This window comes from Corynebacterium sp. HMSC074E01, from assembly GCF_001808885.1.
Classification (GTDB): Bacteria; Actinomycetota; Actinomycetes; order Mycobacteriales; family Mycobacteriaceae; genus Corynebacterium.
This window is the reverse complement of the sequence record NZ_KV794847.1, coordinates 365,406-382,438: the sequence shown is the minus strand read 5'-3', so window position 1 is coordinate 382,438 and position 17,033 is coordinate 365,406. Positions and strand designations below refer to the sequence as shown.

At 59.3% G+C, this 17,033-nt stretch carries 16 protein-coding genes; 4 read left to right on the top strand and 12 right to left on the bottom strand.

What is annotated here, in order from left to right; genetic code table 11:
• Window positions 1–92 precede the first annotated feature (92 nt).
• The 3 genes from HMPREF2537_RS07835 (at window position 93) to HMPREF2537_RS07825 (ending at window position 1,881) form a co-directional block, all read left to right on the top strand.
• Window positions 93–950 carry a peptidylprolyl isomerase gene (locus tag HMPREF2537_RS07835; protein ID WP_070527384.1) on the top strand — a complete coding sequence of 286 codons (858 nt, stop codon included), beginning with the start codon at window positions 93–95 and terminating at the stop codon, window positions 948–950.
• Window positions 951–1,237: 287 nt separating this feature from the next.
• On the top strand, window positions 1,238–1,570 hold the full coding sequence (locus tag HMPREF2537_RS07830) for a hypothetical protein (RefSeq protein ID WP_070527381.1): 333 nt from the start codon (window positions 1,238–1,240) through the stop codon (window positions 1,568–1,570).
• Window positions 1,571–1,626: 56 nt separating this feature from the next.
• Window positions 1,627–1,881, top strand: a complete 255-nt coding sequence (locus HMPREF2537_RS07825) for a hypothetical protein (protein WP_070527378.1) — start codon at window positions 1,627–1,629, stop codon at window positions 1,879–1,881.
• Between the two features lie 134 nt (window positions 1,882–2,015).
• Here the strand turns inward: HMPREF2537_RS07825 and HMPREF2537_RS07820 are convergent, their stop codons facing one another.
• From HMPREF2537_RS07820 to ruvC, 11 genes are all read right to left on the bottom strand, one after another.
• Window positions 2,016–2,591, bottom strand: coding sequence for a DUF421 domain-containing protein (locus HMPREF2537_RS07820; RefSeq protein WP_210383634.1), 576 nt, complete (start codon window positions 2,589–2,591; stop codon window positions 2,016–2,018).
• Window positions 2,592–2,664: 73 nt separating this feature from the next.
• The gene (locus HMPREF2537_RS07815) at window positions 2,665–4,728 is read right to left on the bottom strand and encodes a bifunctional metallophosphatase/5'-nucleotidase (RefSeq protein WP_070527375.1); all 2,064 of its coding nucleotides are present in this window, start codon (window positions 4,726–4,728) and stop codon (window positions 2,665–2,667) included.
• Window positions 4,729–4,900: 172 nt separating this feature from the next.
• A complete protein-coding gene (locus HMPREF2537_RS07810) occupies window positions 4,901–7,198 on the bottom strand; it encodes a RelA/SpoT family protein (protein WP_070527372.1) in 2,298 nt (765 codons plus the stop codon).
• A 34-nt stretch (window positions 7,199–7,232) separates the two neighbouring features.
• Entirely contained in the window at window positions 7,233–7,787 is a 555-nt protein-coding gene (locus tag HMPREF2537_RS07805; protein ID WP_070527368.1) for an adenine phosphoribosyltransferase, read from the bottom strand.
• The gene (locus HMPREF2537_RS07800; protein WP_070527365.1) at window positions 7,784–9,397 is read right to left on the bottom strand and encodes an ABC transporter substrate-binding protein; all 1,614 of its coding nucleotides are present in this window, start codon (window positions 9,395–9,397) and stop codon (window positions 7,784–7,786) included. The genes HMPREF2537_RS07805 and HMPREF2537_RS07800 overlap by 4 nt, the downstream gene beginning before the upstream one ends.
• A 3-nt stretch (window positions 9,398–9,400) precedes the next feature.
• A complete protein-coding gene (secF, locus tag HMPREF2537_RS07795) occupies window positions 9,401–10,564 on the bottom strand; it encodes a protein translocase subunit SecF (protein ID WP_070527362.1) in 1,164 nt (387 codons plus the stop codon).
• Window positions 10,565–10,566: 2 nt separating this feature from the next.
• Window positions 10,567–12,360 (bottom strand): protein translocase subunit SecD, encoded by a 1,794-nt coding sequence (gene secD / locus HMPREF2537_RS07790; RefSeq protein WP_210383640.1) that lies wholly within the window; start codon window positions 12,358–12,360, stop codon window positions 10,567–10,569.
• A 246-nt stretch (window positions 12,361–12,606) separates the two neighbouring features.
• A complete protein-coding gene (gene yajC, locus HMPREF2537_RS07785; RefSeq protein ID WP_070527356.1) occupies window positions 12,607–12,939 on the bottom strand; it encodes a preprotein translocase subunit YajC in 333 nt (110 codons plus the stop codon).
• A 39-nt stretch (window positions 12,940–12,978) separates the two neighbouring features.
• On the bottom strand, window positions 12,979–14,064 hold the full coding sequence (gene ruvB / locus HMPREF2537_RS07780) for a Holliday junction branch migration DNA helicase RuvB (RefSeq protein WP_070527613.1): 1,086 nt from the start codon (window positions 14,062–14,064) through the stop codon (window positions 12,979–12,981).
• Window positions 14,065–14,079: 15 nt separating this feature from the next.
• Window positions 14,080–14,688, bottom strand: coding sequence for a Holliday junction branch migration protein RuvA (gene ruvA, locus HMPREF2537_RS07775; protein ID WP_070527353.1), 609 nt, complete (start codon window positions 14,686–14,688; stop codon window positions 14,080–14,082).
• 39 nt (window positions 14,689–14,727) lie between these two features.
• Window positions 14,728–15,339, bottom strand: coding sequence for a crossover junction endodeoxyribonuclease RuvC (ruvC, locus tag HMPREF2537_RS07770; protein WP_070527350.1), 612 nt, complete (start codon window positions 15,337–15,339; stop codon window positions 14,728–14,730).
• 140 nt (window positions 15,340–15,479) lie between these two features.
• On the opposite strand from ruvC, the gene HMPREF2537_RS07765 reads away from it, so the two are divergent.
• Entirely contained in the window at window positions 15,480–16,175 is a 696-nt protein-coding gene (locus HMPREF2537_RS07765; RefSeq protein ID WP_083298992.1) for a nitroreductase, read from the top strand.
• Window positions 16,176–16,180: 5 nt separating this feature from the next.
• Here HMPREF2537_RS07765 and HMPREF2537_RS07760 read toward each other — a convergent pair whose 3' ends face one another.
• The gene (locus HMPREF2537_RS07760) at window positions 16,181–16,936 is read right to left on the bottom strand and encodes a YebC/PmpR family DNA-binding transcriptional regulator (RefSeq protein WP_070527343.1); all 756 of its coding nucleotides are present in this window, start codon (window positions 16,934–16,936) and stop codon (window positions 16,181–16,183) included.
• Between the last annotated feature and the right edge of the window lie 97 nt (window positions 16,937–17,033).

Here is a 17,033-nt window from a genome sequence, read left to right as displayed (position 1 = left end):
CTGACGTGCGGGGCGGCGCGCCACGGCGTACTACCGTGCGGTTAGGATAGGTGGGTCAAAGTTTTTAAACCACCACTGTGGAGGAAACATAGGTGTCTACTAACAGCCAGCGCTTGGATGATGCGCTCAACCAGCTCGATCGCGAGCTGAAATCCCGCGACCGTAAACAGAAGAGCCGCCCGCTCGGCGTCGTTCTGATGGCCGCCGTCGTTATTGTTGCCCTCGTTGGCGGTATCTGGTTCCTGTCCACGCGCTCATCAGAAGAAGAAATCCAGGCAGAAGAGACCTCCGCTGGGAAAACCACCACCGAAGCCCCCACTGCCGAGGCTTTGAGCGGCAAGCGCGCTAAGCCCCTTGGCGAGACCGTCACCTGTGAATACCCCGAGTCCGGCGACGCTTCCCGTGAGGTCCCCACTCCGGAGGGCAAGGACATTCCTGCCAAGGGTGAGGTGACCGTCAACTTCGCCACCAAGCAAGGCGATATTGAAATGACTCTTGATCGCTCCCTGGCTCCGTGCACCGTCAACGCGATTACGGACATGATTTCGGCGAAGTACTACGACGACACCGTGTGCCACCGCATGACTGATGGCGGCATCTTCGTCCTGCAGTGCGGTGATCCGTCCGGCAAGGGTTCGGGTGGACCGGGATTCCAGTTTGCCAACGAGTACCCCACCGATGAGGCTGACGACGCCGCAATGGCCCAGCCGGCTCTGTACCCGAAGGGTTCCATCGCCATGGCTAACGCCGGCGAGGACACCAATGGTTCCCAGTTCTTCATTAACTACAAGGATTCGGAGCTTCCGCCTGCCTACACCTACTTTGGCAACCTGACGGAGAAGGGCCAGAAGACCATCGACGCCATTGCCGCTAAGGGCGTCAAGGATGGGCAATCCGATGGTGAACCTGCTGAAGAGGTTCGCATTACTAAGGCCACCATCGAAAGCTAAGTTTTACCCCCTTTACGGTGATCAGCCTCGCTCACGTTCAGTGAGCGGGGCTTTTCCTTTCCCATCCCACACTATCCATCGCGTACTAAGAATTTCTTAGCCTTGAGCTGTTCGTTTGCCAAACCATGCTTAGTCACAGGCGTCACATCGGGATAAACCCAGCTCACATGCGACGGTCAGCAGTCCTCCAGACTGGCCATCCAAATGACAGAACCCTTGCAAAACACACAGCGTCTCAGTAGCATTTGTGAGGTCTTTGAAATTCCCGAGATACCTAAGGAACGAGAATGAAGCTCTTCTCCCGTAAGGCACTTGTTGCCGCCGCTACCGCCGCTACCGTTTCCCTGTCCGGCGTGACCGTTGCTACTGCTGAGACCCCTGCAGAGGGTACCCCGGTCGCAGCCACACCGAACACCGACAACTCCGCGAACGGTAAGAACAAGGATCAGAACACCGACGGCAATAAGAAGAAGGACGAAGAGTCCTCCAGCGTTTCCGAGGGCTCCTCGCTCTCCGACATGGACCCGAAGGTGATCCGTGACTGGATCGCTGTCTTCACCGCCATCATCGGCGCCCTGGGCACCGTCTTTGCTTTCTACAACAAGAACTTCGCTAAGTAAGTCAGACCACATAAGTCAGACTTTTCGTTCACCTTCGAGACAGATTAGGACACACTATGAAGTTCTTCTCCCGTAAGTCCATCGTTGCTGCTGCTACCGCTGCAACCATCGCTTTCTCCGGTACCGCAGTTGCTTCCGCAGCTCCGACTGAGGATGAGGGTTCCTCCAAGGCTTTCTTCGCTCTCTCCTCCGACGATGAAGGCAACGTTACGCCGAAGGAGATCCGCGAGTGGATCAAGGTTTTCACCTCCATCATCGGCGCCATGGATGACGCTCTGCGTCTCGGCGATAAGCTCGCTGGCATCAAGTAAGCCACAAGCGCCGCTCTCTCCCCTTGCGCAATCCGCGCAGGGGGAGATTTTTCGTTTTTCCTAACAGCGGATTCAACATCCAAACACGACGCGGCTTCTAAGCGCGGCTACTCTTGCAACCTGGAAGACAGTTCTTAGTCCTGTTCATCTACTTCCTCGATGCGCTCGGCGCCAAGGACATCCTTGAACACGGAGGCATCAACGAGCTGGCCTCGACGGATGACGGAGATCTGGCCGGTTGGCTCCAAGATCATCAACTGGACGTCGCTGCGCCGACCCAGGCCAGCCTTGCGCACGGCGGAATTAATGTCCCTTTCAGTGATGTGGGCGAAGCTCATGTTGTCTTCCTGCAACTGCCCCTTATAGACCAGCAAGACAGGCCTACGGTCGATAAACCGTGACCACGTCACTAATTGCCGGAAGGTACCGAATGCAGCTTCCAAAAGCATCAGGGTGAAAAGGCCGATGACGCCCGCAGCGAGCGTCGGTGGGTTTCCCACGATGACGCGGCCAGAGACCGCACCGAACATAATGATGATGACGGCGTCAGAGGCAGTGATGGATGTCAGAACACGGCTGCCGAAAAGCTTGACCAAGACCATGAAGGCCAGATAGATACCCAGCGTAGCGAGCATCACCAGGGGGATTCGGTGAGGCTCAATGCCGAGCTGGTAAACTGCCTCGCGTCCAAAAAGCCTCAGTGTATCCACAACCTACTACCCTACCTTCCGGGTGAAAAAGCTAAAGCCCGCACCGTAGTGCGGGCCTGTGCATTAGAAGTGACTAGATGTTGAACTGCTTGCGCAGCTGCTCAATCATCTGCTGTACCGGCGCTGGGAGTGCAGCAACCGGCATATTAATTGCACCGATAACTGCCGCGATGGCAGCAGCGATTGCGGCAGCGATGCCTACTCCCAAGCCTATGGAGGAGCCGGCGTCCTTAGCGGAGCCACCATCCTGCGAGCCATCCTGGCCATCAAGGGACAGCGGAAGAACAGCCTCAGTACCCGCATCGGTGGTAATGACGAGGTTCTGCTCACCCTTCAGCCCCTCCGGGATGGTGAGCTTGACGGTTGCGCGGCCACGCTCACCGAAGCCCTTGTCCCCTTCCTGCGCGGCGTTGTCGATTTCGGCCTCTGCCTTTGCATCACCAAGAGCAACGCTGACCTTCTTAGCCTGCGGTTCCTCCGCATTGGAGTAGTTCAGAGAGGACAGGTCAATAGCGATTTCGTTACCCGGCTTCACATCACCTTCGATGTGGACACCGATCTGGCCTTGGCCGGTGCGCACCTCAGCCTTGTCGGACTTGGCATAGTCAATCATCGCTTGGGTGTCCATGTAGCCGACGTCGTTGCGGTCCTTCAGCGCACCGGCGTTGAAGTAGCCATCGCCGCCCTTCTCGGTCTCGCTCGGAGCGAGGAAAGAGGACATCGCAATGGTGTAGTCCTTCTTCGGATCGAGCGGTTCGCCGTTGATGGTCACTGCCTTGACGCGGTTGCCCTGCTCTGCCTTCTGGTCATAAACCACGGTGACGTTGTTGGACAGGCCCATAGCCAGTCGAGCGCGCTCGCTGCCTGGCTGCCACTGGTTCTCTAGGGCGTTGATAAACTCCTGACCGGAAACGGTGCCGGTGATAACTTGGTTGCCGAAAGGCTGGACCGCGAAGATGTCCTTGTAGGTAACCTCCCCTGCTTTGAGGTCTGCGCGGACGCCGCCGGCGTTCATAATGCCAAGGTCAATGTCCTTGCCAATCTGCTGGGACAGTGCGTAGCGCTGGCCATCCGCAATGTAGTTGTTGAGGGTAGATTCCACACCACGGTTGGAGCCTGGCTCGCCGCCCTCATCGGAACCACGGTACATGGCTTGCTCGATGGTGGCGGCAACCTTGTTGCCTTCCTCGTCAGACTCGGCCTTGGCCTGAGCAACGATCTCGGCAACCTCTGGGTCGTCGGCAAGCTCTGCGGCGTCGGCAGCTGTGTACTGCTTCAGCTCAATCTTGGTGACCTTCTTCTCTGCTTTGTCCCAGGTAATGTCGGCGTCATTCAGAAGCTTTCCGTACTCGTGGCCCTGTGCCCACTGCAGCGGGAGCGCACCTTCACGCTCAACCTCGCCCACAGTCTTCTGGTGGGTATCTCCGCCAAAGAGGATGTCAACGTCCTTGTTGAAGTCCTTGGCAAAGCCCTGTGCATCCTCGTGGAACAAGGCGACAACAACGTCGGCCTCGCCGGATTCCTTCAGACGGGTGGCCTCCTCGTTAGTGGCCTGTACTGGATCGGTGAACTCGACGCCCGGGATGGACGCAGCGGACACCTTGTACTTAGTGTTCTCGGTGACGGTACCGACGAAGCCGACCTTCACACCGTTGATCTCACGGACTGCGGAAGCCTCGAGCAGGCGCTTCCCGTCCTTCATCACGTTGGCGCCAAGAATTGGGAAATCAGACTCTTTCATGATGCGCCCGGTAAGGTCTTCGGTGCCCTTATCGAACTCGTGGTTACCAACGGCGGTTGCATCCAGATCCATGGCGTTCAAGGCCTGGGTGGTGTACTTGTCACCGGTGATGGCAGACACGAACGGAGAACCACCGACGTTGTCGCCGGAGGAAGTCAACGCGTATTCCTGGTCCTGGTTGACGTGCTTGATAAGGGCTGCCATACGTGCAGCACCGAGCTCATCAGGATTGCCCGCACGGTCGTTCGCAGGTTCAAGGTGGCCGTGGAAGTCGGTGAAATTAGTAACGGAAATGGTCACCTGGTCAGCTTCAGCGGCGAAAGCAGGTGCGCCGGAGAGTGCAACGGCGGTGACTGTGGTAGCGGCCAGTAGCTGGCCAAAGCGACGGAAGTTCACGTGGTTCTCCTGAGAATGAGAGGAATCTTGTCCACGTGTTTATAACGCATGCATCACGAAGGCGCAGCGCACGTTGAATCCGCCACCTGCGCGTTCATCAAAGATCTTTCCCAGTTTCACCCACGCGCAACCTTGAGTTCAGCCATGCACCCCCGAATCAGGGGGTGGCGGGTTAAGCGGTGACGCGATAAACGTCGAAGACACCCTCCGTGTTGCGCAACGTTGTCATGAGCTGCCCCAGCTGCTTGGTATCGGAAACCGAGAAAGAAAAGCGCACGGTGGCGATGTGATCATCACCGCGATTGGACGTCATCGACAGCACGTTGAGGCTCTGCTCGCTGAAGATTCGCGTGAGCTCAAAAAGCAGGCCTTGGCGGTCGATCGCCTCCAATTGCAAGGTTGCGGCGAATGCGCCGGAAGACTTCGGTCCGCCGGCCCACTCGACCTGCATCATGCGCTCCGGCTCGGACTTCAACTTTTCGGCATTGGTGCAGTCCGCTCGATGGACAGACACACCACCGCCGCGGGTGACGAAACCAAAGATAGCGTCACCAGGCACCGGCTGGCAGCACTTCGCCAACTTGGCCATGACATCTGGGCTGCCCTCCACCAAGATTCCGGTACCGGCAGCGGAATCCTTCGTGTGCTGAGCGCGGGAGTTTTCCAGCTCGCTCAGTGGGGTACGCGAAGCCAAGGCATCGACGGCATCGTCTTGGTCCCCGAAAAGGGCCATGAGCTGGTTGGCAACGTGCTGCGCCGACACGTGGCCCGCGCCGATGGCGGTGTACAGCGCGTCCACATCTGGATAGTGCAGCTGCTCAGCCACCTGCTTCATCGAGCTGGCAGTGAACAGCCTGTGCATGGGCAAACCGCCACGTTGTACCTCAGCAGCCAAGGCATCGCGTCCGGCCTCGAGGTGCTCTTCACGGCGCTCCTTGGCAAACCACTGCCGCACCTTCGTCTTTGCCCGAGGTGATACGAGGAAGTCCTGCCAATCCCGCGAGGGACCAGCATTCGGATCCTTAGAGGTAAAGATCTCGACCTTATCGCCAGATTTCAGCTCCGATTCCAGGGCTACGAGCTTGCCGTTGACTTTGGCACCGATGCACCTATGCCCGACCTCAGTATGCACCGCATAGGCGAAGTCCACAGGGGTAGAACCGGCGGGCAGGTTAACCACGTCACCCTTGGGGGTAAAGGCAAAAATCTGCTTGGCCGTAAGGTCATAGCGCAGGGAATCCAAGAACTCGTTGGGGTCTGCAGCTTCCTTCTGCCAATCCAGCAGCTGACGCATCCACGCCATCTGGTCCACTTCTTCTTGGTGGCCCGAATTCTTGCCCTTAGTTTCCTTATAACGCCAGTGGGCGGCCACGCCAAACTCCGCGTTATAGTGCATCTCGTGCGTGCGCACCTGCACCTCAAGGGTGGACCCACCCGCTCCGATCACGGTGGTATGCAGTGATTGGTAGACGCCGAAGCGCGGCGAGGAAATATAGTCCTTAAAGCGCCCTGGAAGAGCTTGGTACAGCGAATGCACCACGCCAATGGCCGCGTAGCAGGAATTGATGTCATCGACGAGGATGCGAATTCCCACGAGGTCAAAAATTTCCGCGAAGTCACGGCCGCGCACGATCATCTTCTGGTAAATCGACCAATAGTGCTTCGGGCGCCCCATGACCTCGGCCTCAATGCCATTGGCCTTGAGGGCCTGGCCTACCTGGGCCTTAATTTCCTTCAGCGCTCGATCACGTGAGGGAGCACGATCCGCCACCATGCGCACGATTTCGTCGTACTTCTTTGGGTACAGGATGGCGAAGGCCAGATCCTCAAGCTCCCATTTGACGCTGGCCATTCCTAGGCGGTGAGCCAGCGGCGCAATGACATCGAGGGTCTGGCGTGCCTTCTTCGCTTGCTTCTCGGGTGGCAGGAAGCGCATGGTCCGCATGTTGTGCAGGCGGTCGCACACCTTGATGACGAGCACGCGCGGGTCGGTGGCCATGGCCACGATCATCTTGCGGATTGTTTCTGCTTCCGCGGCGGCACCGAGGGCGACCTTGTCGAGCTTCGTTACGCCGTCGACCAACCGGGCCACCTCGGGACCGAAGTCACGGGTAAGGTCCTCCAGCGAATAGTCAGTATCTTCCACCGTGTCGTGGAGCAAAGCCGCCGCGACAGTCGTGGTGTCCATACCAATTTCAGCCGCAATGGTCGCCACCGCCAACGGGTGCGTGATATAGGGCTCGCCGGACTTACGGAAAACGCCTTCGTGCAGGCGCTGTGCCGTGGTGTAGGCATTGTTGAGCAGCTCCGCGTCCGCCTTCGGATGAAATTCCCGGTGGATAGACATCAAAGGGTCCAGCGCCGGGTTAATCTTTACTCGGCCACCCGTCAGGGAGCGGGCCAAGCGGGCGGACATGCCGCGCACGCTGCCTGGCCGCCATGCAGTCTTGTCCTGCTTTTCAGTCGTCATGTCTGCCTCCGCGAAGTAGCTTAGGCATACAACCTTAGTCCTTCGACCCCATCTGGTTGAGCACAATCAGCGGAGAACCTTGCAGGCGCTCGCGGCCCTCAAGTCCTTGAACCTCTAAGACCACGACGTTGCCCACGACTTCAGCTCCAGCGGATTCCAAGAGCAAGGTGGCGCCGTGGAGTGTGCCGCCGGTGGCGAGGACGTCGTCGACAAGCACGATGCGCTTGCCCTTAATGTCAATGCTGCTATTGGGGATCTCCAGTGCTGCAGTGCCGTATTCCAGCTCGTACTCCTGGGTCAAGACGGGCGGCGGGAGCTTGCCCTTCTTGCGAATAGCCAAAATACCTAGTCCCAGCTTGTAGGCTACGGCTGAACCCAGCAGGAAACCGCGTGCATCGAGGCCACCGATCATGTCAGCGCCAAGCTCCTTGCAGGCCTCTGCCAAGCCATCGACAACCGCGGTGAAGGAATCAGCATCAGCCAACACCGGGGTCAGATCCTCGAAAAGAATTCCCTCCTCTGGGAAATCCTGGACAAGGCGCACCTTATCCTTCAAGGCTTGTGCTGCTGCGACGTAAATCTCGCTCACGACTCTTCCTTTGTTTCAGTTGCTGTTGTGGGGCTATAGCTCCAACGGTCGAGATTCCACCCGATACCCGCAAGGCCAGTGTAGGGCACCACGCCGGTGACAGCGCGGTCGACAATGAATGTGCGAGGCTGCGCGGCGATGGGAATAGAAGGCAGCTCCTCCCACAATTCCTGCTCCAGATTCCGCAGCGCCGCCGCGTGCTTCACGCTAGAGGACGGCGCGGAATGCTCACGCATCGGATCCACGGCGTCGAGGTAGACATCTATCTCCGGCAGCCCACTTGCAGGATCTGCGGCCAATTGCGCACGGGAAACCCGCTCACCGGAACGGTCCTCCACCGTGATTCCCGCCGGTTCGCACGCCGCGCGGAGCTCCTCCACCATCGCCTTATAACGCGGGTTAGGCGCGAGGTAACCCACTCCGATGGTGTAGCCGGATAGGCCGGATGCCGTTGCATTGTCTAGCGGAACGGTTGTCAGCGAGGACATCTGCGCCGCGACCGGATCATCATTGCGCACGGTACGGACTGTGACAGCAGGAACGTCCACGCCCGATTCCTTCGACGAGACCTGCGCCAAACGCTGTGCATCCACACAGGCCGCAAAGGCAGCGCGTGCCCACGGCTGGGAAAGAGTCCCAGCATCGGAGAATACTAAGGTGTCTGTCAGACTTCCCGCTACAGACGTCACCTCCACTGGCTTGCCCTCTGCATCCCGGTCGAACCACGACGGTGACGCGGTGGCGGCTTCGGCAACGCGGAGCTCATCTGAGGCGACAAACGCGGCGGCGTCTGCGCTTCTCGGAAGCATGAGGATTTCGCGCAGAGTCGGCTTATCGCCGTAATAGTTTTCGTTGGAGGTCAGCACGATAGCACCGTCATCCTCCACGCGTTCGATTTTATAAGGACCGAAGGAAACCTGTAACTCCGGGTCAAAGCGGCCTGGTTCCATAGAGAAACCATAGCGCCACGCCTCTGCTACCGGCTGCAAAGTCGCAACGTCCTGGGAATGCAGAGCTGCATTGAGTTCTTCGATGCTCATTTCGGCCCGCTTGGCCAACACGTGTGCTGGGACTACCGAACCCGGCCCAAACAAGTAGCGCCACCGCGAACCGGAATCGGGTGTAAACCATACGGTGAACTTCTTGCTATGGGGCGCGCATTCCACCTCCGTCACTTCCTCCATCAGTGGAAGGTGGGAACCGAAAGTCTCGCTCAACTGCCCGGCGGTAAAGGCCAAAAGGTAGTCGTCACAGGTCACGGGTTCGCCGTCGGCAAAACGCGCCTGCTCGGTAAGCGTAAAGTCCACGTGCGCCCCAGCGTTTTCCCCCTCGGCGGGGAAGAATTCAGCATCGGCGAGATCTGAATTAGGGACCATCTGCCCCGCCGGGCCCGGTACGTAGAGTGCCGGGAACACGCGGCTTGCCAGCTGGGCAGCACCCACCGCATCCCCCCACGCCGTGGCGGCATTGCTGGTGGCAATGGGGGCGTCGGCCAGCACCGCAAAGCGCGAAGGTGGTGTGTCTTTGTCAGTGCCGCCTTCCTGTGCCCCGCATCCGGTCACAGCAAGCGCTACGGCTGCAAGCAGCGCCGCGACTGATGGAATACGCACGGTTTAGCGCCCAGGGCGCCAGGACGCCCTACCAGACTCGTCGCTACGCGGCCCGGATTCGGTCTGCGTTACGGCTGGTGCGGAAGCTGCGGCCGGGGATGCCACGGTGCGCGTTGCCTTCGGCGCATCCTCACCCTCTGCTTCGGCGCTCCCACCCTCAGCACGGTAGGCAGCGACCACCTCGTTGTGCTTCTTGACACTCTTGCGCTGATTCGACAAGGTCACCAGCAACGTGGTGGCTAGGAAGATAGAGGAGAAGACACCTTCAATAACGCCAATGAACTGGACCAATGCCAGATCTCGCAAAGTACCAATGCCCATCAACCACACAGCGACGACGAACAGCGCGATGATAGGCAAGGCCGAAATCACGGAGGTCGAGATGGAACGCATCACGGTCTGGTTAACGGCCAAGTTAGTGAGCTCGGCGTAGGTCTTCCTGCGTTGGCCTTCCAGGCCCGTTGTATTCTCATCCACCTTGTCGAAGACAATGACGGAATCGTAGAGGGAGAAGGTCAGAACTGTCAGCAGACCGATGATGACGGCCGGGGACACCTCGAAGCCGAAGAGCGCGTAGATACCCGCGATGAAGACGCCGTCAAAGATGAGCGCGAGGATTGCGGCAAAGGCCATATCGCGCTGCAAGCGGACCGCCACATAAATGGTGGCCAGTACGAGGAAGACCGCCATGGCAACGACCATGCGTTGGGTGATCGACGAACCCCAGGATTCCGACACCGTCGAGGAGCCAATTGCATCCGGGCTCGGCTTGCCGTTGTCGTCCTTGACTTGGTACGTCTCAAAGATGGCCTGGCGGGCCTGGTTAACCTCCTCCTGCGATAGGCGCTCGGAGGTGATCTCCAGAGTCTCCGAGGAACCGGCACCCACAATCTGCACCAGCTCCGGAGTGACACCGGTGGCTTCAGTGAAGGTTTCTTCTACCTGTTCAGTAGAAAGATCGCCGGCAGGCATGTTGAGCTTCGTTCCGCCCTCAAAATCAAGAGACAGATTGAAGCCGCGAAGTACGATAGCCAGGATCGAGGCAATAAGCAGCACGCCGGCGATGGTGTACCAGGTCTTAGCCCGGCCCACGAAGTCAAATCCACTGCCGTCCACATAGAGACGGTCAAAACGGGAAATCTTGCGGTTAGTAGTTTCGACAGCCATGGTTACTTCTCCTCATCCGTAGCAGTAGCCACGAGTTTCTTGGCCGGTTTGGCATAAAAGCCGCGTTCACGGCGCTCCTCCACAAGGTTGTAAATACCGCCCAGGCCGTTCATGGACGGCTTGGCAAAGGCCGGGCGGCTACCAAGAAGCTGCATGAGCGGTGCCATGATCAGGAAGGATACGACGAGGTCGAAGATGGTGGTGAGGCCCATGGTGAAGGCGAAGCCCTTGACTGCGCCAATGGACAAGAAGTAGACCACCACGGAGCCAATGAGGGTCACGGCCTTACCGGTGACAATCGTGGCTCGCGAACGCTCCCAACCAGTGCGGGTGGCGGAGCGGAAGGTACGTCCGCTCAAGAGCTCATCCTTCATACGCTCGTAGTAAACCACGAAGGAGTCAGCCGTGGCGCCAATACCGATAACCAAGCCCGCCATGCCGGAAAGGTCAAGCGAGTAACCGATCCACCGGCCCAGCAGAACCAGTGCGCCATAAAGCAGGACGCAGGTTGCGATGAGGACCAACAGGGCCACCGAAGACAGAGCACGGAAGTAGTAGATGGAATACAGCGAAACCAGAATGAGGCCCACGATGCCCGCGATGAGCGCTGCCTCAAGAGCTGCCTTACCCAGCGATGGCGGAACGGTTTCTACCGTGCCGCCCGGCTCGCCGTTAGCGCCGGTAAAGGACAGCGGGAGCGCACCATAACGGAGGTTATTGGCCAGGTTCTGGGCCTCCTCCTGCGTGAAGTCACCGGTGATGGAAGTAGCAGAACCAACCGGGGTCGCACCTTGGATCACCGGCGCGGAAATCACGGCGGAGTCAAGGGTGATAGCCACCTGCTTCTGCAGGTACTCCTGGGTCAGGGTGGCCCAGGTCTGCGAACCATTGGGCCCATCGCCGGTCTTGAAGGCGAAGTTAATCTCCATCTGTCCGGTCTGAGAATTCAGCCCGCCCTGAATCGGGGCGTTGTTATCAATCTCATTACCGGTCAGGCGAGTTCCGTGCGGATCGTCAATACCGTCCAGCAGCGGAGCCGGGTTAAGAATGTAGGGTTGCTGATTCGAGTAATCACAAGCCACCAAGGGCTTTGCGGGGTCGTCGGTACCTGCCAGCGGATCAGATTCCGCATCACAGGTCATCAGCCCCAGGGCTGCGGTCTGCACGGTAGGGTCTTCGGACTGGCGGTCCTTGAGCAGAACCTCAGTGACCTTGTCGCGGCGCTCAGTTTCCTCAAGGGAGTTCGCTGGGTCCGGAAGCGGCTTTTCGCTCACGGTCGGAGCCGGTGAATTGTCATCCTTCTCCTTGTCCTTCTGATCGCCGCCCTGGGCAGCGTCGGCACTCTGGTTGAGTGCTTCGTGGATGGAGGCCAGCGACTGGTTGGCATGCTCCGGACTTACTACCCCGTACTTAACCCAGCGGTTAGCCATGTCCGTCATGGTCTTTTCAAGTTTGTCCATATCTGGCATTGGCTGCTCGCCCACTGGGCGGAACAACAGCTGGGAGGTTTGGCCCACGGCCTGCGCCTGGGAAGCATCTTCACCGGGAACGGTAATGACCAAGCTGTCGCCGCTGATGACGACCTCAGAGCCGGATACGCCCATGCCGTTCACGCGCTGCTCGAGGATGGTGCGCGCCTGCTGCAGCTGTTCCTGGGTGGGGTCTTCACCCTGTGGCACCAGGGTTACGCGGGTTCCGCCCTGCAGGTCAATGCCGAGCTTGGGGGTTGGTGATTTATCACCGGTCAAAAATATCAGCGCATAAACCACGATGACAATGAGCGCGAAGAGCGCCATCGCACGCTTGGGCCATTGCCGTTGACGGCTGCTAACGCCACCACGTTTCGAAGCGGACACAAAGATCTCCTGTGTTGTGAGGAACAGGGCTAAAAATCATAGGTCATGGCAGCTAACGCCGCGCACGCACTGGACGCCGCGGTGCCACCATGACTAAAGCACAGTCCACCATGGTACGTCATGGACCGTTGTTTTCCTTAACAGGCTTAAGGTACGCGCCCGTACTGTGACGAGCGCAACGCAATTTTAGAGTTTCGGGAAGCGCTCGTCGCTCTCGTCCTCCGCCTCGACCGGTTCATTAGTGTTCGCGCTGGCTGCGTCAGCGGAGCGAACGATGGCCATGGTGTCGAAGGTCATCACCGTGCCATCCTTTACCTGCAGATCAACTTGCTCGCCGCGGGCTTCCACGACGGTGCCGTGGAGGCCGCCGGCGGTAATCACTTCCTGCCCCGCCTGCAGCGAGGATTGGAGCTTCTGCATCTGCGCCTGGCGCTTGCGCTGCGCACGCATCGACATGAAGCTCGGCAAGATGACGAGGATGGCGAGGACAAGGAGAAGAAGAAGTTGAGTTCCGTTCATAAAAGGCCAGTGTGCCAGACCGCCCTACCTCCGGGCCAATTAAAAAAGGGTCCCGCCAACCGCCCCCTCGGGCGGCTCCAGTCCTAGGTGTTGCCATGCAGCGGCTGTTGCCACACGGCCGCGGCCAGTTCGTGAGATCATGCCGGCGCGCACGAGATAGGGCTCACAGACCTCCTCCACCGTCGATGGTTCCTCGCCCACCGCGATAGCTAAGGTATTCACTCCTACGGGGCCACCGCCGTGGCCCTTGATCAAAGCCCCGAGCACCGCGCGGTCAAGGCGGTCCAATCCGCGCTCATCGACGTCGAAGACCCGCAGCGCCGCCTGGGCAGCTGCAACATCAATATGTCCATCCCCGTTGACTTCGGCATAGTCGCGGACTCGGCGCAGAAGCCGGTTGGCAATACGCGGCGTTCCACGCGAGCGGGAGCCGATCTCCACCGCGGCATCCTGATCGATGTCCACCTCCAGAATGCGCGCTGCACGGCTGATGACCCGGGTGAGATCCTCAGTATCGTAGTACTCCATTTGCGCGGTGAAACCGAAGCGATCACGCAACGGTCCGGTTAGCATGCCCGCGCGGGTTGTCGCTCCCACCAAAGTAAAAGGTGGGATTTCCAGCGGGATGGAGGTCGCTCCCGGGCCTTTGCCCACGATGACATCGATGCGGAAATCCTCCATTGCCATGTAGAGCATTTCCTCAGCCGGGCGGGCGATGCGGTGAATTTCATCGATGAAGAGCACATCACCCTCCATCAGGTTCGACAACATCGCCGCCAAATCCCCTGCCCTCTCCAGCGCCGGGCCCGAGGTCATACGCAAGGAGCTTCCCAGCTCTTGGGCGATGATCATCGCCATGGTGGTCTTGCCCAACCCAGGCGGGCCAGAGAGTAACACGTGATCCGGGGTGACACCACGGTTCTTCGCGCCATTGAGCACGAGCGACAGCTGCTCGCGCACCTTGGGTTGGCCAATGAATTCATCGAGGGACTTTGGGCGCAGAGAGCGCTCAATATCGTGCTCGCCCTGTTGCTCAGTGGCGTCCACATCCTGGTTACGCTGCGGTGGTGAGCTTAAATCCATCCCCTCCGGCAGCTTAAACTCAGTGCGTTCTACGTCTGACATGTCACCCACTCTCCCCTATTTCTTGGCGCCGAGCTGGCTCAGCGCAGCGCGCAACACTACCGGCGTCGCCGCATCAGGTTGCTCTGCCACCACAGATTCCACCACGGGGCGGGCCATTTTATCAGTAAAGCCCAACCCAATAAGCGCTTCGACGACATCCTCAACCACCGGCCCGGCTGCGGCCGGGGCAGCAGCCGAGAGTTCTGCGTTATCTGCCGGCGCGAAGGCCTTGACCTTATCCTTGAGCTCTAGGATTAACCGTTGCGCAACGCGTTTGCCCACTCCCGGGATTTTCTGCAAGCGTGCGGCCTCCTCCCCCGCAATCGCCTGAGCCAAATCGCCCGCGCTCATCACGGACAGGGCAGCTAGAGCCAGTTTTGGCCCCAGGCCAGAAACCGTTTGGAGGACGTGGAACATATCGCGGTCATCCTGACTGGTAAAGCCGTAGAGCGTCATCGAGTCTTCCTTGACCACGAGCGTGGTCATGACCCTCGCTTCCTCGCCGCGCTGTAGGGTTCCCAGCATGGCCGGGGTGGCCAGGACCTTATAGCCCACGCCAGCGCACTCGAGCACGGCGTGATCAAGCTGGATGTCTAAGACGGTTCCACGCAAAGATGCAATCATTAATGAGTTTCCTTGGTGTGAGTGGTTGTGCCAGTTAGCTTAGGAGGTCGTCTTCGCCGCCCGGGAGACGGACGCGGTGCGCGGCGAGGTACCCCGCACTCCGCTGGTGCGTGCCCCGGCCCCGACGCCAGCGCTCGCATCACCGCCGGTCATCCATGCCAGGGCTGGTGCGCGCCAGCAGTGACACACGGCCAGGGCTAGGGCATCCGCAGCGTCGGCCGGCTTAGGCGCCTCACTGAGCCCCAAAATTCGAGTAATCATGGCGGTCATCTGCTTCTTATCAGCGCGCCCATTGCCCGAAATTGCTTTCTTGACTTCGGAAGGGGTGTACATGTGTACCGGGATATCCCGCTCTGCTGCGGCAAGGACCAATACCCCGACTGCGTGGGCGGTCTGCATCACGGTGGAGACTTGACCGCGTTCGAATACGCGCTCGAGGGCCACGACATCCGGCTTGTAGTCATCCATCCACCCCCGGACCGCCACCGATAGTCGCTTCAGGCGCTCCCCCAAATCCTTGTCACTGGGGGTGCGCACAACGCCTACGGCGATGGGAATAACCCCACGCCCACGACCGGCTTGGACAACTGACAGGCCGCAGCGCGTTAGACCAGGATCAATACCCATGACGCGCAACCCCTCCAAGTTCACGGCCGCCTCCTCACCCTTGTCACACGCGCCCTTGTGATGCGTTTGTTTATCTAGGAACAGTGTACACACATGTGTTCTAGTCTAGGCAGTCCCCAAGCCGATTACTCGCCTGTCCTACCGCGCGGCGTAGAGTGGCGCGCATGTCTCAACATCCTAATGACTATTCAGAGTTTATCCGTTCCCGCCATTCACCGCGCGCGTTCCTTCCAGAACCACTCCCCACCGAGGTCATAGAGCAGGTGCTTATCGACGCCCAATCCGCCCCCTCCAACTCCAATACCCAACCGTGGAATGTGCACCTCGTCGGCGGTACGGCACTGCAGGACCTAAGCAATGCTCTCATAGCCGAATTTGATAAGAACGGCATCAACCCAGATTTTACGATTGAATACGGTCAAGGCGTTCACCCGCAGCGCTCTCAGCAGCTAGCGGCCAAGATGTATGGACTCCTCGGCATTGCGCGCGAGGATAAGGAAGCGCGCACGGAATTTATCCGTGAAAACCTTCGCTTCTTCGGCGCCCCGCACACCGCACTGCTTTTCATTCCCCCGATGGGTGACCGCATACGCGCCGCCTTCGACCAAGGCACCTATGCGGAGAATTTCTTGCTCTCCCTCGAGGCGCACGGCTATCACGGCGTCCCGCAGGGCATGATTTCGCTGCTCGCCCCAACCGTCCGTGAGTTCCTAGGCGTGGACGAGGAACACAAGCTCGTCACCGCCCTAACCTTCGGCGTAGCAGACCAGACCAGCCCCGTGTTCAAGACTGCCCCGGGCCGCGCACCACTGTCAGAGACGGTGACTGCTCATGGCATAGAAGGCCTCAATCTCGACTAGTCTCCTTAGTCCTCGCCCAGCTCGGCGAGGACCTCTTCGCTTAGGTCCATGTTGGTGTAAACGTTCTGGACATCATCCGAATCCTCGAGAGCATCGATGAGGCGGAAGATCTTGCGGGCATCATCTGCCTGCAGCGGCACCTCAACAGAAGCACGGAAGTCGGTATCAGTGTCATCGACCTCGATATCGGCAGCAACGAGAGCCTCGCGCACAGCGGGAACATCGCCCGGTGCGCAGGTGATCTCGAACTTCTCGCCGTTATCGCTGACCTCTTCGGCGCCGGCCTCGAGGACTGCAAGAAGGATGTCATCTTCACTGAGCTCGCCCTTTTCCACCATGACCAAACCGGTGCGGGAGAACATATACGCGACGGAGCCGGACTCGCCGAGGTTGCCGCCGTTCTTGGTCATCGCGGTGCGAACGTCGGTCGCCGCACGGTTGCGGTTATCCGTCAGGCACTCGATGAGCATGGCCACGCCGTTCGGACCATAGCCCTCGTACATCACGGTTTCCCAGTCGGCACCACCGGCCTCTTCGCCGGAGCCGCGCTTGCGGGCGCGCTCAATGTTGTCGTTGGGAACGGAGGCCTTCTTGGCCTTCTTGATCATGTCATCGAGGGTGGGGTTGGCTGCGGGGTCGCCGCCGCCGGTGCGTGCTGCCACCTCGATATTCTTGATCAGCTTGGCAAATTCCTTGCCACGCTTGGCATCGTTCGCCGCCTTCTTGTGCTTCGTAGTTGCCCATTTAGAGTGGCCTGCCATGTCATCCCTTTCGATGTGGCTTAAAAACTTGTGTGGAAACTGTTGTAAGTATACGGCCTCAGCAAGCCTCCACCAGCACAGGGGGCCGTGCCCCGAC